This window comes from Paenibacillus sp. JCM 18996 (genome assembly GCF_055392555.1).
The window spans coordinates 3,707,501-3,722,852 of sequence record NZ_AP043884.1 but is presented as its reverse complement, the minus strand read 5'-3'; the positions used below and the strand labels follow the sequence as shown (position 1 = coordinate 3,722,852).

20 protein-coding genes, 18 tRNA genes and 1 rRNA gene (1 of these 39 only partly in view) are annotated in these 15,352 nt (G+C 51.1%); 8 read left to right on the top strand and 31 right to left on the bottom strand.

Annotation, left to right across the window (positions count from 1 at the left end):
- Positions 1 to 154 precede the first annotated feature (154 nt).
- Complete coding sequence (locus ACZ5N7_RS18415; RefSeq protein WP_464656051.1) at positions 155 to 478, top strand: hypothetical protein; 324 nt, start codon at positions 155 to 157, stop codon at positions 476 to 478.
- Between the two features lie 59 nt (positions 479 to 537).
- Here ACZ5N7_RS18415 and ACZ5N7_RS18410 read toward each other — a convergent pair whose 3' ends face one another.
- From ACZ5N7_RS18410 to ACZ5N7_RS18370, 9 genes are all read right to left on the bottom strand, one after another.
- The gene (locus ACZ5N7_RS18410) at positions 538 to 984 is read right to left on the bottom strand and encodes a GNAT family N-acetyltransferase (protein ID WP_464656050.1); all 447 of its coding nucleotides are present in this window, start codon (positions 982 to 984) and stop codon (positions 538 to 540) included.
- Between the two features lie 71 nt (positions 985 to 1,055).
- Positions 1,056 to 1,181: a hypothetical protein gene (locus ACZ5N7_RS18405; RefSeq protein WP_464656049.1), complete on the bottom strand. Its 126-nt coding sequence runs from the start codon at positions 1,179 to 1,181 to the stop codon at positions 1,056 to 1,058.
- Between the two features lie 48 nt (positions 1,182 to 1,229).
- Entirely contained in the window at positions 1,230 to 1,874 is a 645-nt protein-coding gene (locus ACZ5N7_RS18400) for a response regulator (protein WP_464656048.1), read from the bottom strand.
- On the bottom strand, positions 1,840 to 2,928 hold the full coding sequence (locus ACZ5N7_RS18395) for a sensor histidine kinase (RefSeq protein ID WP_464656047.1): 1,089 nt from the start codon (positions 2,926 to 2,928) through the stop codon (positions 1,840 to 1,842). The genes ACZ5N7_RS18400 and ACZ5N7_RS18395 overlap by 35 nt, the downstream gene beginning before the upstream one ends.
- A 24-nt stretch (positions 2,929 to 2,952) precedes the next feature.
- Positions 2,953 to 3,618, bottom strand: coding sequence for a cell wall-active antibiotics response protein LiaF (gene liaF, locus ACZ5N7_RS18390; protein WP_464656046.1), 666 nt, complete (start codon positions 3,616 to 3,618; stop codon positions 2,953 to 2,955).
- 142 nt (positions 3,619 to 3,760) lie between these two features.
- Positions 3,761 to 4,468: a PspA/IM30 family protein gene (locus ACZ5N7_RS18385; RefSeq protein ID WP_464656045.1), complete on the bottom strand. Its 708-nt coding sequence runs from the start codon at positions 4,466 to 4,468 to the stop codon at positions 3,761 to 3,763.
- 1 nt (position 4,469) lies between these two features.
- Positions 4,470 to 5,099, bottom strand: a complete 630-nt coding sequence (locus tag ACZ5N7_RS18380; protein ID WP_464656044.1) for a PspC domain-containing protein — start codon at positions 5,097 to 5,099, stop codon at positions 4,470 to 4,472.
- Positions 5,096 to 5,770 carry a PspA/IM30 family protein gene (locus ACZ5N7_RS18375; RefSeq protein WP_464656043.1) on the bottom strand — a complete coding sequence of 225 codons (675 nt, stop codon included), beginning with the start codon at positions 5,768 to 5,770 and terminating at the stop codon, positions 5,096 to 5,098. Before ACZ5N7_RS18375 ends, ACZ5N7_RS18380 begins: the two co-directional genes overlap by 4 nt.
- The gene (locus tag ACZ5N7_RS18370) at positions 5,767 to 6,102 is read right to left on the bottom strand and encodes a LiaF transmembrane domain-containing protein (RefSeq protein WP_464656042.1); all 336 of its coding nucleotides are present in this window, start codon (positions 6,100 to 6,102) and stop codon (positions 5,767 to 5,769) included. Before ACZ5N7_RS18370 ends, ACZ5N7_RS18375 begins: the two co-directional genes overlap by 4 nt.
- Positions 6,103 to 6,335: 233 nt before the next feature.
- On the opposite strand from ACZ5N7_RS18370, the gene ACZ5N7_RS18365 reads away from it, so the two are divergent.
- From ACZ5N7_RS18365 to ACZ5N7_RS18350, 4 genes are all read left to right on the top strand, one after another.
- Complete coding sequence (locus ACZ5N7_RS18365; RefSeq protein WP_464656041.1) at positions 6,336 to 6,785, top strand: hypothetical protein; 450 nt, start codon at positions 6,336 to 6,338, stop codon at positions 6,783 to 6,785.
- A 256-nt stretch (positions 6,786 to 7,041) separates the two neighbouring features.
- Positions 7,042 to 7,146 carry a YjcZ family sporulation protein gene (locus tag ACZ5N7_RS18360; protein WP_464656040.1) on the top strand — a complete coding sequence of 35 codons (105 nt, stop codon included), beginning with the start codon at positions 7,042 to 7,044 and terminating at the stop codon, positions 7,144 to 7,146.
- 47 nt (positions 7,147 to 7,193) lie between these two features.
- Positions 7,194 to 7,325, top strand: coding sequence for a YjcZ family sporulation protein (locus ACZ5N7_RS18355; RefSeq protein WP_464656039.1), 132 nt, complete (start codon positions 7,194 to 7,196; stop codon positions 7,323 to 7,325).
- Positions 7,326 to 7,407: 82 nt separating this feature from the next.
- Positions 7,408 to 8,756, top strand: a protein-coding gene (locus tag ACZ5N7_RS18350) for an IS3 family transposase (protein ID WP_464654521.1) whose coding sequence is annotated in 2 segments (ribosomal slippage) — positions 7,408 to 7,852 and positions 7,852 to 8,756 — 1,350 coding nt in all. Because the reading frame shifts where the segments join, the coding sequence is not laid out codon by codon here.
- A 106-nt stretch (positions 8,757 to 8,862) separates the two neighbouring features.
- Here ACZ5N7_RS18350 and ACZ5N7_RS18345 read toward each other — a convergent pair.
- From ACZ5N7_RS18345 to ACZ5N7_RS18335, 3 genes are all read right to left on the bottom strand, one after another.
- Positions 8,863 to 9,564: a hypothetical protein gene (locus tag ACZ5N7_RS18345; RefSeq protein WP_464656038.1), complete on the bottom strand. Its 702-nt coding sequence runs from the start codon at positions 9,562 to 9,564 to the stop codon at positions 8,863 to 8,865.
- Positions 9,565 to 9,849: 285 nt separating this feature from the next.
- Entirely contained in the window at positions 9,850 to 11,010 is a 1,161-nt protein-coding gene (locus ACZ5N7_RS18340; protein WP_464656037.1) for a UxaA family hydrolase, read from the bottom strand.
- Positions 11,007 to 11,333, bottom strand: coding sequence for a UxaA family hydrolase (locus tag ACZ5N7_RS18335; protein ID WP_464656036.1), 327 nt, complete (start codon positions 11,331 to 11,333; stop codon positions 11,007 to 11,009). The genes ACZ5N7_RS18340 and ACZ5N7_RS18335 overlap by 4 nt, the downstream gene beginning before the upstream one ends.
- A gap of 126 nt (positions 11,334 to 11,459) precedes the next feature.
- On the opposite strand from ACZ5N7_RS18335, the gene ACZ5N7_RS18330 reads away from it, so the two are divergent.
- Genes ACZ5N7_RS18330 through ACZ5N7_RS18320 form a run of 3 tightly spaced genes read left to right on the top strand, consistent with a single transcriptional unit; the run spans position 11,460 to position 12,469 of the window.
- Positions 11,460 to 11,780: a LacI family DNA-binding transcriptional regulator gene (locus ACZ5N7_RS18330; protein ID WP_464656035.1), complete on the top strand. Its 321-nt coding sequence runs from the start codon at positions 11,460 to 11,462 to the stop codon at positions 11,778 to 11,780.
- A gap of 6 nt (positions 11,781 to 11,786) precedes the next feature.
- Complete coding sequence (locus ACZ5N7_RS18325) at positions 11,787 to 12,065, top strand: hypothetical protein (RefSeq protein WP_464656034.1); 279 nt, start codon at positions 11,787 to 11,789, stop codon at positions 12,063 to 12,065.
- Positions 12,066 to 12,100: 35 nt separating this feature from the next.
- Entirely contained in the window at positions 12,101 to 12,469 is a 369-nt protein-coding gene (locus ACZ5N7_RS18320; RefSeq protein WP_464659344.1) for a substrate-binding domain-containing protein, read from the top strand.
- Positions 12,470 to 12,541: 72 nt separating this feature from the next.
- Here the strand turns inward: ACZ5N7_RS18320 and ACZ5N7_RS18315 are convergent.
- From ACZ5N7_RS18315 to ACZ5N7_RS18225, 19 genes are all read right to left on the bottom strand, one after another.
- A tRNA-Leu gene (locus ACZ5N7_RS18315) sits at positions 12,542 to 12,621 on the bottom strand.
- Between the two features lie 19 nt (positions 12,622 to 12,640).
- Positions 12,641 to 12,723, bottom strand: a tRNA-Leu gene (locus ACZ5N7_RS18310).
- Between the two features lie 22 nt (positions 12,724 to 12,745).
- A tRNA-Arg gene (locus ACZ5N7_RS18305) sits at positions 12,746 to 12,822 on the bottom strand.
- Positions 12,823 to 12,839: 17 nt separating this feature from the next.
- Positions 12,840 to 12,928, bottom strand: a tRNA-Leu gene (locus ACZ5N7_RS18300).
- Between the two features lie 11 nt (positions 12,929 to 12,939).
- Positions 12,940 to 13,013: transfer RNA gene (locus ACZ5N7_RS18295), tRNA-Cys, on the bottom strand.
- A gap of 10 nt (positions 13,014 to 13,023) precedes the next feature.
- Positions 13,024 to 13,098 (bottom strand) — tRNA-Gly (locus ACZ5N7_RS18290).
- A 9-nt stretch (positions 13,099 to 13,107) separates the two neighbouring features.
- Positions 13,108 to 13,179: transfer RNA gene (locus tag ACZ5N7_RS18285), tRNA-Gln, on the bottom strand.
- 8 nt (positions 13,180 to 13,187) lie between these two features.
- Positions 13,188 to 13,263: transfer RNA gene (locus ACZ5N7_RS18280), tRNA-His, on the bottom strand.
- Between the two features lie 14 nt (positions 13,264 to 13,277).
- Positions 13,278 to 13,351 (bottom strand) — tRNA-Trp (locus tag ACZ5N7_RS18275).
- A gap of 9 nt (positions 13,352 to 13,360) precedes the next feature.
- Positions 13,361 to 13,445: transfer RNA gene (locus ACZ5N7_RS18270), tRNA-Tyr, on the bottom strand.
- 12 nt (positions 13,446 to 13,457) lie between these two features.
- A tRNA-Thr gene (locus ACZ5N7_RS18265) sits at positions 13,458 to 13,533 on the bottom strand.
- 21 nt (positions 13,534 to 13,554) lie between these two features.
- Positions 13,555 to 13,627, bottom strand: a tRNA-Phe gene (locus ACZ5N7_RS18260).
- Between the two features lie 24 nt (positions 13,628 to 13,651).
- Positions 13,652 to 13,728: transfer RNA gene (locus tag ACZ5N7_RS18255), tRNA-Asp, on the bottom strand.
- Between the two features lie 83 nt (positions 13,729 to 13,811).
- A tRNA-Met gene (locus ACZ5N7_RS18250) sits at positions 13,812 to 13,885 on the bottom strand.
- Between the two features lie 16 nt (positions 13,886 to 13,901).
- A tRNA-Val gene (locus ACZ5N7_RS18245) sits at positions 13,902 to 13,977 on the bottom strand.
- A gap of 80 nt (positions 13,978 to 14,057) precedes the next feature.
- Positions 14,058 to 14,132, bottom strand: a tRNA-Glu gene (locus ACZ5N7_RS18240).
- Positions 14,133 to 14,139: 7 nt separating this feature from the next.
- A tRNA-Ser gene (locus ACZ5N7_RS18235) sits at positions 14,140 to 14,232 on the bottom strand.
- Positions 14,233 to 14,237: 5 nt separating this feature from the next.
- A tRNA-Asn gene (locus ACZ5N7_RS18230) sits at positions 14,238 to 14,313 on the bottom strand.
- Between the two features lie 153 nt (positions 14,314 to 14,466).
- A 23S ribosomal RNA gene (locus tag ACZ5N7_RS18225) occupies positions 14,467 to 15,352 on the bottom strand (it continues 2,040 nt past the right edge of the window).

Here is a 15,352-nt window from a genome sequence, read left to right as displayed (position 1 = left end):
TCAAGACTGCAAGCAAAAAATCACTCTATCAGGTTGCTCAACCGGCGGCCGTTTCATTCCTCAAAATGGGCAGGCGGCGAATAGGCGGATGCCCATGCCTTGGTCAGGCGCCTTGAATAGGCTAAAGAGTAATCTCAATACGGAGGTGTTATAAATGCAAAGAATCCATCCGATCAGTGAAGACAGCTGCAGACCGTTAGTCGGTCGAACCGTTCTGCTGTGTCTGAGAGACGGAAGCGAGTTTGTCGGTGTACTGACAGGCATTGAGAACGGCCATCTGGTATTCGGCGAAGAAGAGGCAGCAGCGAAGTCAGGCAAACCATCAAAGACCAAAGGAAAAGGATCCGTGGAGAAAGATGCGGCAACCGATTTATCCGGATTTCCGCCTTTCGGATTCGGTGCGGACGGCCCTTTCGTTCCTCGCCGGCTCACTTTTGACATAGCTTTTATCGCACTATTGTTCCTTCTCACGGTGTAGCCGAAAGAAATTAGTAAACCAAAGCTGCGGACTCACCGGGGCTTTGGTTTTCTGTGTAATTATTGCTGTAAAGGCTTGCTCATAATATAGCAGTTCATATCTGGCGCAAACTGTTGGACCTGATAACCCAGCGCACTGTAGAAGCCCTGGGCATTGCGGTTCGGCTCATCGACAGAGAGGACGGCCCGGTTGCAGCCCTTCTGTACGCCGTATTTTTCCGCAGCAAGCATGAGGGCCTTGCCGTACCCCCGTTTATGATATTTCGGATCCAGCGCCAGCATATCGATATTGAGCACGCGCTGGTTCGACTTCACCGTGACAAAACCGAACGCCGCGCCTCTTGAGGCGCTGACCGTAAACGTTGTCTGGTGCTTCAGGCGCGCTTTCAGCTCCGGCATGCTGAATTGTGTCCACGGCTTATGCAACTGGACAAGAGGCAGCAGCTCCTGCATGACCAGCTTAAATATAGCCCCATCGTCCAAACGGGGGATTCGCATTCGTATCATCAAATTCGCCTCCGAACCTTTCTCCTGTTATCCTATGACGGGAGCTGCGGGTTCGCTATTACGGGGCTTACTTACTTTTTATATTTTTTGCCGACAAACTGAAGGAAAACAATACTGATCACAATGACCAGCAGAATAACGACCGCCTGCGCTCCGCTCATGGCTTCCCGTACCCCTTTGATCGAATTACTTTCCATACATTGTACGGCCCGCGGAGCGGCCTAGTCAATGATGGTCCCGTTCCATCAGTTCGCCAAGCCGTTCTTATGCGCATAAATGGCTGCCTGAGTACGGTCCTCCACGCCTAGCTTGGCCAGGATGTTGGTCACGTGAAACTTTACCGTCTTGATGCCGATGTACAGCTCGCCCGCCACATCCTGATTCGATTTGCCTGCGGCGATCAGCCGGAGAACTTCCATTTCCCGCTCCGTCAGCTCATCGTGGGCGGCGGCAGCCTGCTTCGGTTGGCGCAGCCTGTTCATCATTTTGGAAGCCACCTGAGACTCCAGGATCGATTGTCCGTTAGCGGCTGCCCGTATTGCGTTGGCGATCTCCGTGGCCCGGGACGTTTTCAGCAGGTAGCTGAAAGCGCCCGCCTCAATCACCGGATACATTTTCTCATCATCCAGAAAGCTGGTCAGCACAATCACTCTGCACTCGGGCATGATCTGCATTAACGCGCGCGTCGTTTCAATCCCGTCCATCCCATCCATCACAAGATCCATCAGTACCACATCGGGCCGGTACTCCTGCGCAAGACGAATGCCCTCCAGTCCGTTGCTGGCTTCGCCGACCACTTCAATTCCTTCCTCCGTTCCGAGAACGGCAGCGAGGCCGATGCGGACCATTTCATGGTCATCGACCAGAAGTACCTTGATACACTGTTCCATGCTCGTCTTCTCCTTCCGCAGTGATCGGCACCCGGATTTCAATCCGCGTTCCTTTATCGGGAGCCGTAATGATCTGCAACGATCCGCCAATTTCACTGACGCGTTCCTTCATGGAAACTATACCATAGGAAGCGTGCTTCTGTGCCTCTAAATCGAAGCCTACTCCGTTGTCCCTTATAGACAGCCGCACGGAATCCGCGGGATGCTGCAGCTTGACCTCCAGCTTGCTCGCCTTCGAATGGCGCAGCGCGTTGGACAGCGCTTCCTGGACGATCCGGAACAGATGGTCCTCGATACCTTTTGCAAGCCGGATGCCATCGTCCATTTCCCAAGAAATATCGATCGGCACCTTGGCCCGCATCTCCTCAAGCAGCTCGATCACGCCCTGTGACAGCCTTTTTCCTTCCAGGTGAACGGGTCTAAGATGCAGCAGCAGAGCCCTCATCTCGGATTGGGCCACCGCGGCCATCTCCTCTATTAGATGTATCTGCCGGACCGCTTTGTCGTAGTCCTTTTCCAAAGTCCGTCCGACTGCCGTGGCGGTCATCGATATCGCAAACAGCTGCTGGGACACGGCGTCATGCAGATCCCTCGCCAATCGCTGCCTCTCTTCGACGACGGCCGACAGCTTCGCTTTCTCCGCGAGCTGCGCGTTGTTCGTCGACAGCCTCTGCAGCGTGGACACCTGCTCCTCCCACTTGCCCGATATCGCATTGAGCTGGTCGCCGAGCCGGCCCACTTCATCTTCGCCCAAATAAGGGACTCTACGCGACAGATTGCCCTTTTCCAGCAGCAGCATAATGTCGCCCAGCATCTCAAGGCGCTGTTTCGTCCCGTTGCTGTACCAATAGCCGTAAGCCGCCCCTACACCCGCCGCCAGGACCAGCAGCATGGCCCCTCTCTTCACCAGCTCAAGCCATGTTTCGAAGCCTGCTATGTAACCGTACGAATACAAAGTGTATACAAGCCCTGCGCATAAGGTGATAGAAAAGAGGATCGATTCGCCCATACTGCGCCACACCATGTTGGTGAGCTTCTTTTTCTCTTTTGCCATGGCTCCCCGATCCTCCTTTGCGCTTTACATCACTTTTACATCAATATCTCCTACGAGATAACCAATGACAAGTTTCACTTTCTGCTCGCCTGCCTCGTAGTTCAGAGAGCGCCACACCGTCTTGTTAATGAAACCGGCCTCCCTGTGAGGCCCCACGTTCATCTGTCCCACCGCAAGGGAAGCGTTCACTTCCACCGCGAGATAATCCGGAACGATGATGTCCAGGTCGCCGACAATTCCTTGGACAATAATTGTAGTTTCCTTGTGTTCCAGAATAGCGGTGGTCAGATCCATGCGGATTTCTCCGATAATGTGCCAATAATATATATCTTTCACGACCCAAGGTTCCTTCCCCCATCTGACACTGTTGACGAAATTGTGCTTTTGCTGAAAGGAACTGTCCTTGGGAATTTTTTTCGACCTATGATAAAACAGTCCAACCCCCGTCAGAATCAGGAAAATCGGAAAGGAAAAATCGCTGCCAATCAACAGCAGCACGCCGGTAAAAAGGCATATGAAGCCTCTGCTCCGGGACGAGCCGCGTATATTATAGACACCTAGTGCTATCAGCAGGAGCGCGGCCATGGTAAAAACACTGTCTACCCAATGATTAATCAGCAGAAAAATCCCGGCTCCGGCCAGAACAAGGGCAGTATTGCGGCTTGAGGTAGTGGTTTCGTTTTTGTCCATGTCGCGCCTCCTTTCCACCACCTGTACAGAAAAGAAAAGCTATAAAGGCGGGTGGTACTGCCCTATAGCTTTTTATCCCTAATGTGTAGAATATCATATTTTATAGGGCTCTCATAGCGAAATCTGATCCGTCTCTCAATCTTTAGTTGTTTCCGCCGGCTTCCGAGCTCTGTCCGCCTACTTTTTGCTTCAACAGCTGAAGCTGCTCATCGATCTTGCTCTGTTTTACAGGGTCAACGGGAGCATAATTTACGCCGCCTGCCTGGCTGCCGTATACGTTAGGCCTGCGGGCCACTTCAGCTTCCGCTTCCAAACGGACGATTTTCTCTTCCATCCGGTGGAAACCGCGGGACGCGTGGCCTCCTTCAATGACAGGCGAGCTTGTCACCTGCGCCATCTGTTTTTTGGCCTTCGCCAGCTGGGCGCGGGAGATCAGTTCGTTGCGCTTATTGCGCAGCTTGTAGAATTCGTCTTTCATCTCATGAAGCTGTGCGATCAGCTCCTGGGACTGCTGCGACGCTTGGGCGTGAAGCTCATTGTACTCCACCGTTTTTTGGTCGTAATAGAGTTTTTCTTCCAACGCCTGCCTTGCCGCGGCTTCCTGGTTGTTTCTCAGTGCCTGCTCGGCGGCGGCTTCTTTACGGGCGGCGATTCGGGCCGATTCGTCCTTCTGCTGCTTCAGCATGCGCTCAGACGCCATATGCTTCGCTACAGTAACCTCTGCCTGTGCGATTTCCGCTTCCATGTCCCGGAGATACTGGTTCAGCATAAGGATCGGGTCTTCCACTCGGTCAAGCACCTCATTGATGGATGCCTTTGTCATGTCTTTTAATCTCGAAAATACTCCCATTTTATTGGTCTCCTTTTTTGTTCTCGTATTGGGCCAGCTTGGCGCGCAGCTCCTCGAGTTCTTTTTTCATCGCTTTCGTTTCCAAATCTTTCATCATATCGTCCAGATCCGCTTTTTTCGCTGCAGCGTCCGGAGCCGGCCCGCCTTGCGGCGGATGATTGTAAGAGGAATGCCCGCCTGCGTATGGATTTCCTTCATGGGAGCCGGCTTGGCCGAAGCCTCCCTTTTTCCAATCTTTCCATTCGTGTTTCATCTGCTTCAGTTCGTCTTTCCATTCATGCTTGCGCTGCTTCCATTCGTTCTTCCACTCGTTCTTCCATTCATGCTTTCTCTGCTTCCATCCGCAGTAACTTCCGTTAGCGTGCGGACCGTATTGAGGGCCGTACGGGTCTCCATATGGACCCCCATGAGGGCCTCCCGGATTAGGGCCGTAGAGATCATGGAACACCGGCTCTTTAGGTATAATGACAGACGCTATAAAATACAGCGGGATAACGGTGCCGCCTGAAAAAAAGGCCGTTCCTACAACAATCAGCCGAAGCAGGTTGGAATCCACATGCCAACTCTCCGCCAAACCGCCGCATAAACCCATTAATTTCGAGTCTGTTCTTGAACGGTACAATTTGTTCATTGCGATTTGTTCGCTCCTTCCAGCTTGTTGCGCAGCTTATCCAATTCCGCTTCCAGCGCCTGGCTCAGCAGGCTGCCGGCTCCGTGAACCGCTTCGGCGGTCATACTGCGCAAATCGCGCAGCGAACGGCTCTCCGCTTCCATATACGACACGCGCTCCTCCAGCCGGTCGAACGCACCGGACAAACCGCCGCGTCCCGCTCCGGCCTGCTCGCTCACGCGCTTCTGCAGCCTCGCCGACTCCAGCCTCGCGGCGTAGTAACTGCGCTTGCCCGCCACCTCGCGGTAGTCGGCCTGCAGCTGCTCGAGCCGCTCCTCCACGTCGCTCAAGCTGGCGGCGCTGTCGTCGTAGAGCGCTTTATAGCGCTCCTCTCTCTCCTCCGCCTGCAGCTTCTCCTGCAGCGCCAGCTTCGCCAGCTCCTCCTCGCCCACTTTCAGGGCGAGGACCGCCTGCTGCTCGCGCTTCAGCTTCAATTGCCCGGCTTCGCTGTATTCGCGAAGCATAACCTCGGCGTGGCTTGCGCACTGGCGCCGCAAGCTCTCAGACTGGCGGATTTGCTCCGCCAGGTCGTACAGGTATTGATCGATCGCCCTGACCGGATCCTCGCAGCGTTCGAGCCTGTCGTTCAGGCTCGCCATCGTAATGTCCCTTACTCTTTTCAACATGCTCATCGTTCATTCCACCTCATATCCATCGTATGCTTTTTGCTTCTGCCGCCTTTTTTGAGCAGCGAGATTCCGTAATAGATGACCGCTGCCCCGGCGATTAAGATCAATAACCAGGAGAGCTTGTTCAGCAGCATGATTGAACCCGCCACAGTGATGATCCAACCGAAAAAACTGCCTCTTTTAATGCCGTAAATACCGAGAGCGATAAGTGCAGCCGGAAAGAGGTAGCTCATCAAGGTCCCTGCAAAATGCCCGAAATGAATGCCGACCTGATGAAGCACGATCAATGCTCCGACTCCGATCAGCAGCAGGGGCCAACCGCTGTTTTTTTTCATTCGCCCTGTTCACCGCCTTTCTTGTTTATCCAAACGTTTTTGGATGTTTTGCTTATGTATTTATAATAGGATTTTGCGCATATTTCTAAAACAGACCGAAGGTGGTTTTTCGACCTGGACTTAAGTCCAGCCGCTCGTCCGACCTGAGGCTCCGCACAGCGGAATTCCCCATAATAAAGACGCCCTTTATAAAAGGTAGCCATTCAGGGAAAGTTAGCCATGAGGTGATAGCAATGAAACCAATGTATACGAATATTGTCAGATTTTGCGTGCTTTTGCTGGTTATGGCGTTGTCCTTCCCGCTGACCGTTAGCGCACAGCCGAAGGGGCAGGTACAGGTTTTCAATGTGGCCAAAGAGCAGGTCGTCCTGACCATGCACAATTCCGAAGAGTTGCAGCAGCAGGCCCGCAGCTGGCTCTCTTGCGTCACAGGCATGGTCCCGCAGGTCTCGGTGGAACCGAAGCGCGGCCTCGTCATCCGGATTCCGCTTGATCCTCCGGTGGCCGCTTCTTTACCGCTTGTACGGGAAAAGATCCAGGACGTATTCCTGTTTATAGAATCGCCCGAGGCAGTCGATCCCAAGCTGCTTGTGTTTACCGTAGACAATAAACCGGCGCTGCTGCAGCTAAAGGTCGACCTTCAGCCGTTTATCCAAAAATTCAAACTCAGCCCTCTTTTCTAGAAAAAATCCGACAAATAAGTGGCCCGCGGGATCAAAGAGCGTTGGTAACACGAAGTACACAGGCGTGCCCGGAAAGCTTTCATTCACACTTCCCCCTCAGCGAAATCGCATTATGCCGACCAATGTCCTGTCCACTCCAGGTGGACTCGTGTGAATTTTGTCGTTGATCGACACACGGGAACAGGCGAATGTCCAATCAAAGCAAGGCGAATGGGAATATCGTGTATTAAGCCTTGAGGGAAGGGGGAAGTTGAAAATGACTGGAGTAGCGGGTGTTGGATACGGCTCCACTGGAGCGATTCTTGTATTGTTTATCTTGCTGGTAATTATACTGGCCGGATTTTGCTATGGCGTGTACTAAGATCCTCTTTCAATAAAATTTCATTACATTCAAAGGAGGTTATTTTCATGACATTAGGTTACGGATATCCTCATCACGGAAAAGGCGGCCCTGTTGTTGGCGGCTGGCACGGCTCCGCTGCAGCGATCCTGGTTCTCTTCATACTGCTTGTAATCATCGTCCGCACTTTCTGCTGGTAATCCCTTATATAAGCCCAAAACCCCGAAGTGAACTGCACCCCAATTGTTAGACACCACTAACAGTTGGAGGTGCAGTTTTTTTATGGGTAAATTTAGTGCGGAAGAGAAGCTCCAAGCAGTACAAGCTTATTTGACAGGGAAAGAATCGTATAGGGAAATTGGAGCACGTATAGGCGTGGATCACAAATCTGTTGCAAAATGGGTGTCCCTTTATCAAGCGCATGGCATGGAAGGCTTGGTCACAAGGTATACAACCTATTCAAAAGAGTTTAAAATGGACGTACTGAATTTTATGAACGAATCAGGGACGTCTCTTTTAGAAACCGCCGCGACTTATAACATTCCAGCGCCTGCGACCATTCTACAGTGGAAAAGAGTTCTGGAAGAACGAGGTGAAGACGCCCTAGAACCAAAGAAAAAGGGGCGTCCATCCATGAAAAAAGAAACAAAGAAATCGACTCAAGTTGAAGGTTCGGTCGAAGCACTACAAGCAGAATTAGAGCGTCTTCGAATGGAGAACGCCTACCTAAAAAAGTTGAATGCCTTAGTTCAAAACAAGGAAAAATCACGAAGCAAGACAAAGCGCAAGTAATATTTGAACTAAGGCTAGAATTCCCCATTACTTCACTCATTCAACTGGCTCAGATTCCACGTAGCACGTATTATTACTGGGTAAGTACACTTGGTCGACGAGATAAAGATGCAGACTTAAAAGCCCGCATTACAGCCATCTATCATGAACACAAGGGTCGTTATGGTTATCGTCGTATTACAGATGAACTGCACAATGAAGGGCACCTAGTAAACCATAAAAAGGTGCAGCGCATTATGCGTGAACTTGGGTTGAAATGTACAGTTCGAATGAAAAAATATCGTTCATATAAAGGGAACGTCGGTAAAATCGCACCTAATATACTAAATCGAGATTTTCATGCAACAAAACCAAATCGGAAATGGGTAACGGACATTACTGAATTCCATCTATTTGGCGAGAAGCTATATCTCTCACCTATGTTGGATTTATTCAACGGGGAAATTATTACGTATACCATTGATTCTCGCCCAGTCTATTCTCTTGTGTCCAGGATGCTGGACCAAGCGTTTGAACGTTTGAATGAAGCCGATACACTTCTGATTCATTCCGATCAGGGCTGGCATTACCAAATGCGTAAGTATCAACAGGCGTTAAAGGAACGAGGGATTACTCAAAGTATGTCACGCAAAGGAAATTGTTACGATAATGCCGTTGTCGAAAATTTCTTTGGCATCTTAAAATCCGAATTCTTATATACACAGGAATTCGAGAGTATTGAAGAGTTCAAAGTGGAACTAGAAAAATACATCAACTACTATAATCACAAACGAATTAAGACAAAACTAAAAGGCATGAGCCCAGTGCAGTACCGAACTCATGCCTTGAAGGCAGCATAACTAAATAGTGTCTAACTTTTTGGGGTCACTTCAAGCCCAGTAAATCTGCTCGGGGTTTTATTCATTTTCTCCCTCCTGAACGCTGCTCGTTCGCCCTCGGTTCCGTCTAAAACTTATCGAGCGAAGCTCTTCCATATTCCGTTTTGGAAGCCGGATTGTACAGAATCAATTGGTTGAACTGATTAAAATCTGCGGATGCCGATATTTCCAGTTCCTGTACCGGTTCATTCGCGGCGATTTTACCCAGGTCCTTGCCTTCGGCGGCTTTAGCTCCCTTTTTCGTCAAAATGGCATGCAGCTCCGCTCCGGCGTCTGCTTTGAAATCGGTCAGCCTTACAAGTTTCCTGCCGTCTTTAGTATAGATAATGGCTTTTCCTTCCAGTCGATGTTGTTCATCGCTGATAAAAGTACCCGCATACTCCGGCGTAATCTCCGGAGAAGAAACGCTTCCGCCTTGCTCTGCTGCAGGCTTTTTCCCTCCGGACGGCAGGGCTGCGCCCGCCTTGTTATCCTCTGTCGCCGAGCGCCCAGCACTTCCGCTGGCGCCGCCTGCTTTGCTCGGGCCTCCTGCCACGCCATTGTCCGGTGTGCTTCCGCTTCCTGCGGAGGTTCCCGCTTCAGGCTTGGCAGCAGGTTCCTGCGGTTTCGATACCGGACCGCTTCCGTTTTCCGCTGGGGCTGGGGCTGGAGCCGACGCCTTCTGCGATTGTTTGTCTCGAGAGGGGGAAAGGAGCAGCAAACCAATCGTAATTACGGCAATAAACGAGAGTGTACCCAGTCCGATCAGCCAATATTTATTTTTTGACATGTCAGCGCCTCTTCTCTATATTGTTCTTCCCCCTTTATTCTACTGAAAAAAGCCTGAAGAGTACATGCCGCCGCTCGCACGAGACAAAGTACCGGGAGCTTCCCCGGCCCAAAAAATATTCGAAGCCTTATTAAAGCTGCTGCCTATTTACACATAAGAAAACCCACCGGATAGTTCCCTCTCCAATGGGTTTAAAAAAACTTTTCATCGGATTCGCTTCAATTTCTTTCTCGCGCATCTATCAACATTGCGAGACAATAACCGATCTACATTCCATAGTCCAGCTTACAAGCTCGGCCCGATGCGGTTAATGCTGAATTCCTGATGGCCCAGTACCTCCGCTTTGGTCAGCTTTCCGTTCGCCACCTCTTTGATTTCCTCCCAGATGCGGTTCCCCGCATCCTGGAGCGACAAGGTCCCTTCGAGCATAGCGCTGACGTCAACATCCATATTGTCCGACATCCGGTCGAACATTCTTTTGTTTCCCGTAATTTTAATAACAGGGATCACCGCGGAACCGGTAGGCGTTCCTCTTCCGGTTGTGAAACACACAATGTGGGCTCCTCCAGCGGCCATTCCCGATACACACTCGATGTCATTGCCCGGTGAATCCATGAAATACAAGCCTTTACCCGGCAGCAATTCAGCGTACTCGATTACGCCTTCAATCGGAGCGGTCCCGCACTTGCTGATGCATCCCAGAGATTTCTCCTCAATAGTGGTCAATCCGCCGGCAATGTTGCCCGGGCTCGGATTTCCTCCGCGCATGTCCGCTCCCATCCGCTCCACTTCTTTTTCAAAACGGTCAACGATATGGTAAAGTTGGTCTTTAATTTCACTCGTTCTGCAGCGCTCGGCCAGAACATGCTCCGCGCCGATAATTTCCGTCGTTTCTCCAATAACGATGCTTCCGCCTTCTCCGATCAACGAGTCAGCCGCCGCACCCAGCGCCGGGTTCGAAGCAAGCCCTGACGTAGCGTCCGAGCCCCCGCACTTCACTCCCACCCGTAGTTCGCTCAGCGGCACCGGAACCTTCTGCTCCGCATCCAGCTGCTGTTTCATCCTGCGGGCAAGCTCCACTCCGTGCTGAATGGCTTTTACCGAGCCGCCGACGGATTGGATATCGAAGACCTCAACAGGTTTGCCTGTTAACTTTATCGCTTCAGCCAAAGCCACTGGATCCACAACCTCGCAGCCAAGAGAAATAATGATGACGCCCCCGACGTTTGGGTTCTTTCCTGTGCCCGCCAATACATCAAACGTCCGATCTTTATCCGCTCCGATCTGAGAGCATCCGTGCTGATGCGGAATCGCTACCGTATCCGGAACCATTTGCGTGATCCGCGTACATACCTGATTGGCGCATATAACAGTTGGAATAATTAACAAATGATTGCGGATCCCTATATCTCCGTTGGGTCTTCTGTATCCAAGAATCGTACTCATACCTTCAGGGCCTCCTTAGCCTGGTCCCCGCGTCCGCGGATCCCTTCCACATTATGTACGTGTACGTGCTCGCCTGCCGCAATATCAGTGGTAGCTCTTCCGATGACCTCACCATATTTACGGATTTTCGTCCCCGCCGAAATCTGCTGTATGGCCACCTTGTGACCAAATGGAACCGCATTCATAAGTTTCAATTCCACAACCTCGTCACCCGAACGATAAGCAATCGTTTGTCCTGCTTCCATATCCTTTAACGCCGTCGCTACATGATCCTTGTTATCCATTACAAGTGCCTCTGCGCCTGCCCTTATCTCGTCCGCCATCTCTATCACCTCCATAAAGAGTTATCGATAACACCAAAATAACAACATCTTTACTTGCTGTCAATTCATTTTTCACTACAATCAGAGCAGGCAAAATATTAGGTTTTTCAAAGGAATGAACACATCATGGTTACCATATACGATATCGCCAAACAAGCCGACGTTTCCGCAATGACGGTTTCCAGAGTTATCAATAACACAGGCCGAATCAGCGAAAAGACGAGGTCCCGCGTCCGCAAAGTAATGGAAGAATTAAGTTACGTCCCGAACACGGCAGCCCGAAGTCTCGTTCTGCAGCAAACGCAGATTCTTTCCCTATTAATTACGGACATTACCAATCCGTTTTTTACGACGCTCGCCAGAGGGGCCGAGGATGCAGCGATGCGTCAGGGGTACAGATTATTATTTGGCAACAGCGACGAGAACACCCTAAAGGAAAAAGAATAAGTATCTATGATCCTATCAACCCGCGTCGATGGAGTTTTATTCGCTCCCTCGGGAGACCAGTCGTACGATCATTTAAAAATGCTCGAGAAGCATAATATTCCTTTTGTATTGCTGGATAGAGAAGTACCGGGGATCGATTGCGACAGGGTATTGGGAGACAGCAGGGATGGCGCTCGCCGCCTGGTCGAGCATTTGACCAGCTTGGGGCATAGACGAATCGCATGCATCCAAGGTTCCCGGAACATCTCTACTTCACGCGACCGACTAACAGGTTACAAACGCTAAAATTAAACGATATCCCTTTAGATCCCGATTTGATTGTGGAGGCTGGATATACCTCTCATCAAGACGAGGCTCATATTAAAGAGCTTCTAAGCCTGCCGACTCCGCCTACTGCTCTTTTTGCGGGCAACAACTTTATCGAGCTGGGCGCCCTCCGGGCTCTTAGAGCCAAAGGGCTGCAGGTGCCTGGAGATATGTCCGTGGCTTGTTTTAACGATCTGGGCGAGGAATCCGCAATTGATCCATTTCTCACTGTCGCTTCACAGCCCGCATATCAATTTGGCAGCATGGGCATTCAATTGCTCATTAATCGAATCAAAGACAGAGCGGACGAAGACCGGCAAACCATCATATTACCGTCGGCATTACGGATTCGAAGCTCTACAGCTTCTTGCGATTCACCGTAGTGGGGCTGCCCTTCCACCCGCAGCAATGAAAAAAGCTCATAGACCGTTTAAGATCAATGAGCTTTTTAGGTATGCGCGTAGAGGGACTTGAACCCCCACGGTCTCCCGCTAGATCCTAAGTCTAGTGCGTCTGCCAATTCCGCCATACGCGCACGGCAGTAAAGATACTTATGGTGCCGGTGAAGGGACTCGAACCCCCACGGTTTCCCTCACGATTTTGAGTCGCGCGCGTCTGCCAATTCCGCCACACCGGCTAATGTAGAAACTTGATTGAAATGGCGTGCCCTAAGAGATTCGAACTCCTGACCTTTTGATTCGTAGTCAAACGCTCTATCCAGCTGAGCTAAGGGCACATAATACGCACATTTGGTGGTGCCGAAGACCAGACTTGAACTGGTACGGTAGTCACCTACCGCAGGATTTTAAGTCCTGTGCGTCTGCCGATTCCGCCACTCCGGCTTATAAAAAGGTGGAGGCGCCACCCAGACTCGAACTGGGGGTAAAGCTTTTGCAGAGCTCTGCCTTACCACTTGGCTATGGCGCCATAAAATAAATGGAGCGGAAGACGGGAATCGAACCCGCGACCCTCGCCTTGGCAAGGCGATGCTCTACCGCTGAGCCACTTCCGCAAAAGAATACTGGGGATCTAGGATTCGAACCTAGGCATGACGGAGTCAAAGTCCGTTGCCTTACCGCTTGGCTAATCCCCAATATGAAATGGGGCGATCGATGGGACTTGAACCCACGAATGCCGGAGCCACAATCCGGTGCGTTAACCCCTTCGCCACGACCGCCATATTGAATACTTTGGCAGGGGCAGCAGGAATCGAACCCACACCAAAGGTTTTGGAGACCTTTGTTCTACCTTTAAACTATGCCCCTGTATTTAAGTGGTGGAGGCTGATGGATTCGAACCACCGAACTCGTAGAGAGCAGATTTACAGTCTGCCGTGTTTAGCCACTTCACTAAGCCTCCAGGAATGCTGCATGGTGCCGTCGAGAGGACTTGAACCCCCAACCTACTGATTACAAGTCAGTTGCTCTACCAATTGAGCTACAACGGCATCTGCATTAAACTAACAAAGTGGCTCGGGACGGAATCGAACCGCCGACACGAGGATTTTCAGTCCTCTGCTCTACCGACTGAGCTACCGAGCCTTACATTACATGATTGAAATTAAATGGCGGAGCTGACGAGATTCGAACTCGCGGTCTCCTGCGTGACAGGCAGGCATGTTAGGCCTCTACACCACAGCTCCGTATAATATCATCCCAAAGGATAAGTGCTCGCAAAGTAAATGTATCCATCCATGATGAATTTACTTTGCGATAGGAAGTAATATTGCGGGGGCAGGATTTGAACCTGCGGCCTTCGGGTTATGAGCCCGACGAGCTACCGGGCTGCTCCACCCCGCGTCGTTAAAAAGTTCTATGGTGGAGGCTGACGGGATCGAACCGCCGACCCTCTGCTTGTAAGGCAGATGCTCTCCCAGCTGAGCTAAGCCTCCATAGAAGGAATCAGATTTTCATTATATTCTTTATTTAATGTAAAGTCAAAAGAAAATCATGTATATTAGTTTCATAGAAATGGTGACCCGTAGGGGATTCGAACCCCTGTTACCTCCGTGAAAGGGAGGTGTCTTAACCCCTTGACCAACGGGCCAAACTTATGGCGGAGAGAAAGGGATTCGAACCCTTGAGACGCTTGTGACGCCTACACGATTTCCAATCGTGCTCCTTCGACCAAACTCGGACACCTCTCCATAAATGGCTCCCCGAACAGGACTCGAACCTGTGACAACTCGATTAACAGTCGAGTGCTCTACCAACTGAGCTATCAGGGAATATCATATTCAATTCAGGGTGTTTATTCCCTGAAAACTAGCAGCGAAACGTACGTAAAGTCTTTGTTCTTTTAGTTCCCTTCAAGTGGTTTGGGGCTCCCCGAAAAGTAATCGGAAGATGCTTCGAAGCCTTGCGTCACTTTCCTGGGTATTATGGTTAAGCCCTCGACCGATTAGTATTCGTCAGCTGCATGCATTGCTGCACTTCCACCCCGAACCTATCTACCTCGTCGTCTACAAGGGGTCTTACTGAATTGGGAAATCTCATCTTGAGGGGGGCTTCACGCTTAGATGCTTTCAGCGCTTATCCCTTCCGTACTTGGCTACCCAGCGGTGCTCCTGGCGGAACAACTGGTACACCAGCGGTACGTCCATCCCGGTCCTCTCGTACTAAGGACAGCTCCTCTCAAATTTCCTGCGCCCGCGACAGATAGGGACCGAACTGTCTCACGACGTTCTGAACCCAGCTCGCGTACCGCTTTAATGGGCGAACAGCCCAACCCTTGGGACCTACTTCAGCCCCAGGATGCGATGAGCCGACATCGAGGTGCCAAACCTCCCCGTCGATGTGGACTCTTGGGGGAGATAAGCCTGTTATCCCCAGGGTAGCTTTTATCCGTTGAGCGATGGCCCTTCCATTCGGTACCACCGGATCACTAAGCCCGACTTTCGTCCCTGCTCGACCTGTTTGTCTCGCAGTCAAGCTCCCTTCTGCCTTTGCACTCTTCGAATGATTTCCAACCATTCTGAGGGAACCTTTGGGCGCCTCCGTTACTCTTTAGGAGGCGACCGCCCCAGTCAAACTGCCCGCCTGACACTGTTCCCGATCCGGATCACGGACCCAGGTTAGAACCTAGATACGATCAGGGTGGTATCCCAACGTCGCCTCCGCACAAGCTGGCGCTCATGCTTCTTAGGCTCCCACCTATCCTGTACAGATCGTACCCAAATTCAATATCAAGCTGCAGTAAAGCTCCATGGGGTCTTTCCGTCTTGTCGCGGGTAACCTGCATCTTCACAGGTATTAAAATTTCACCGG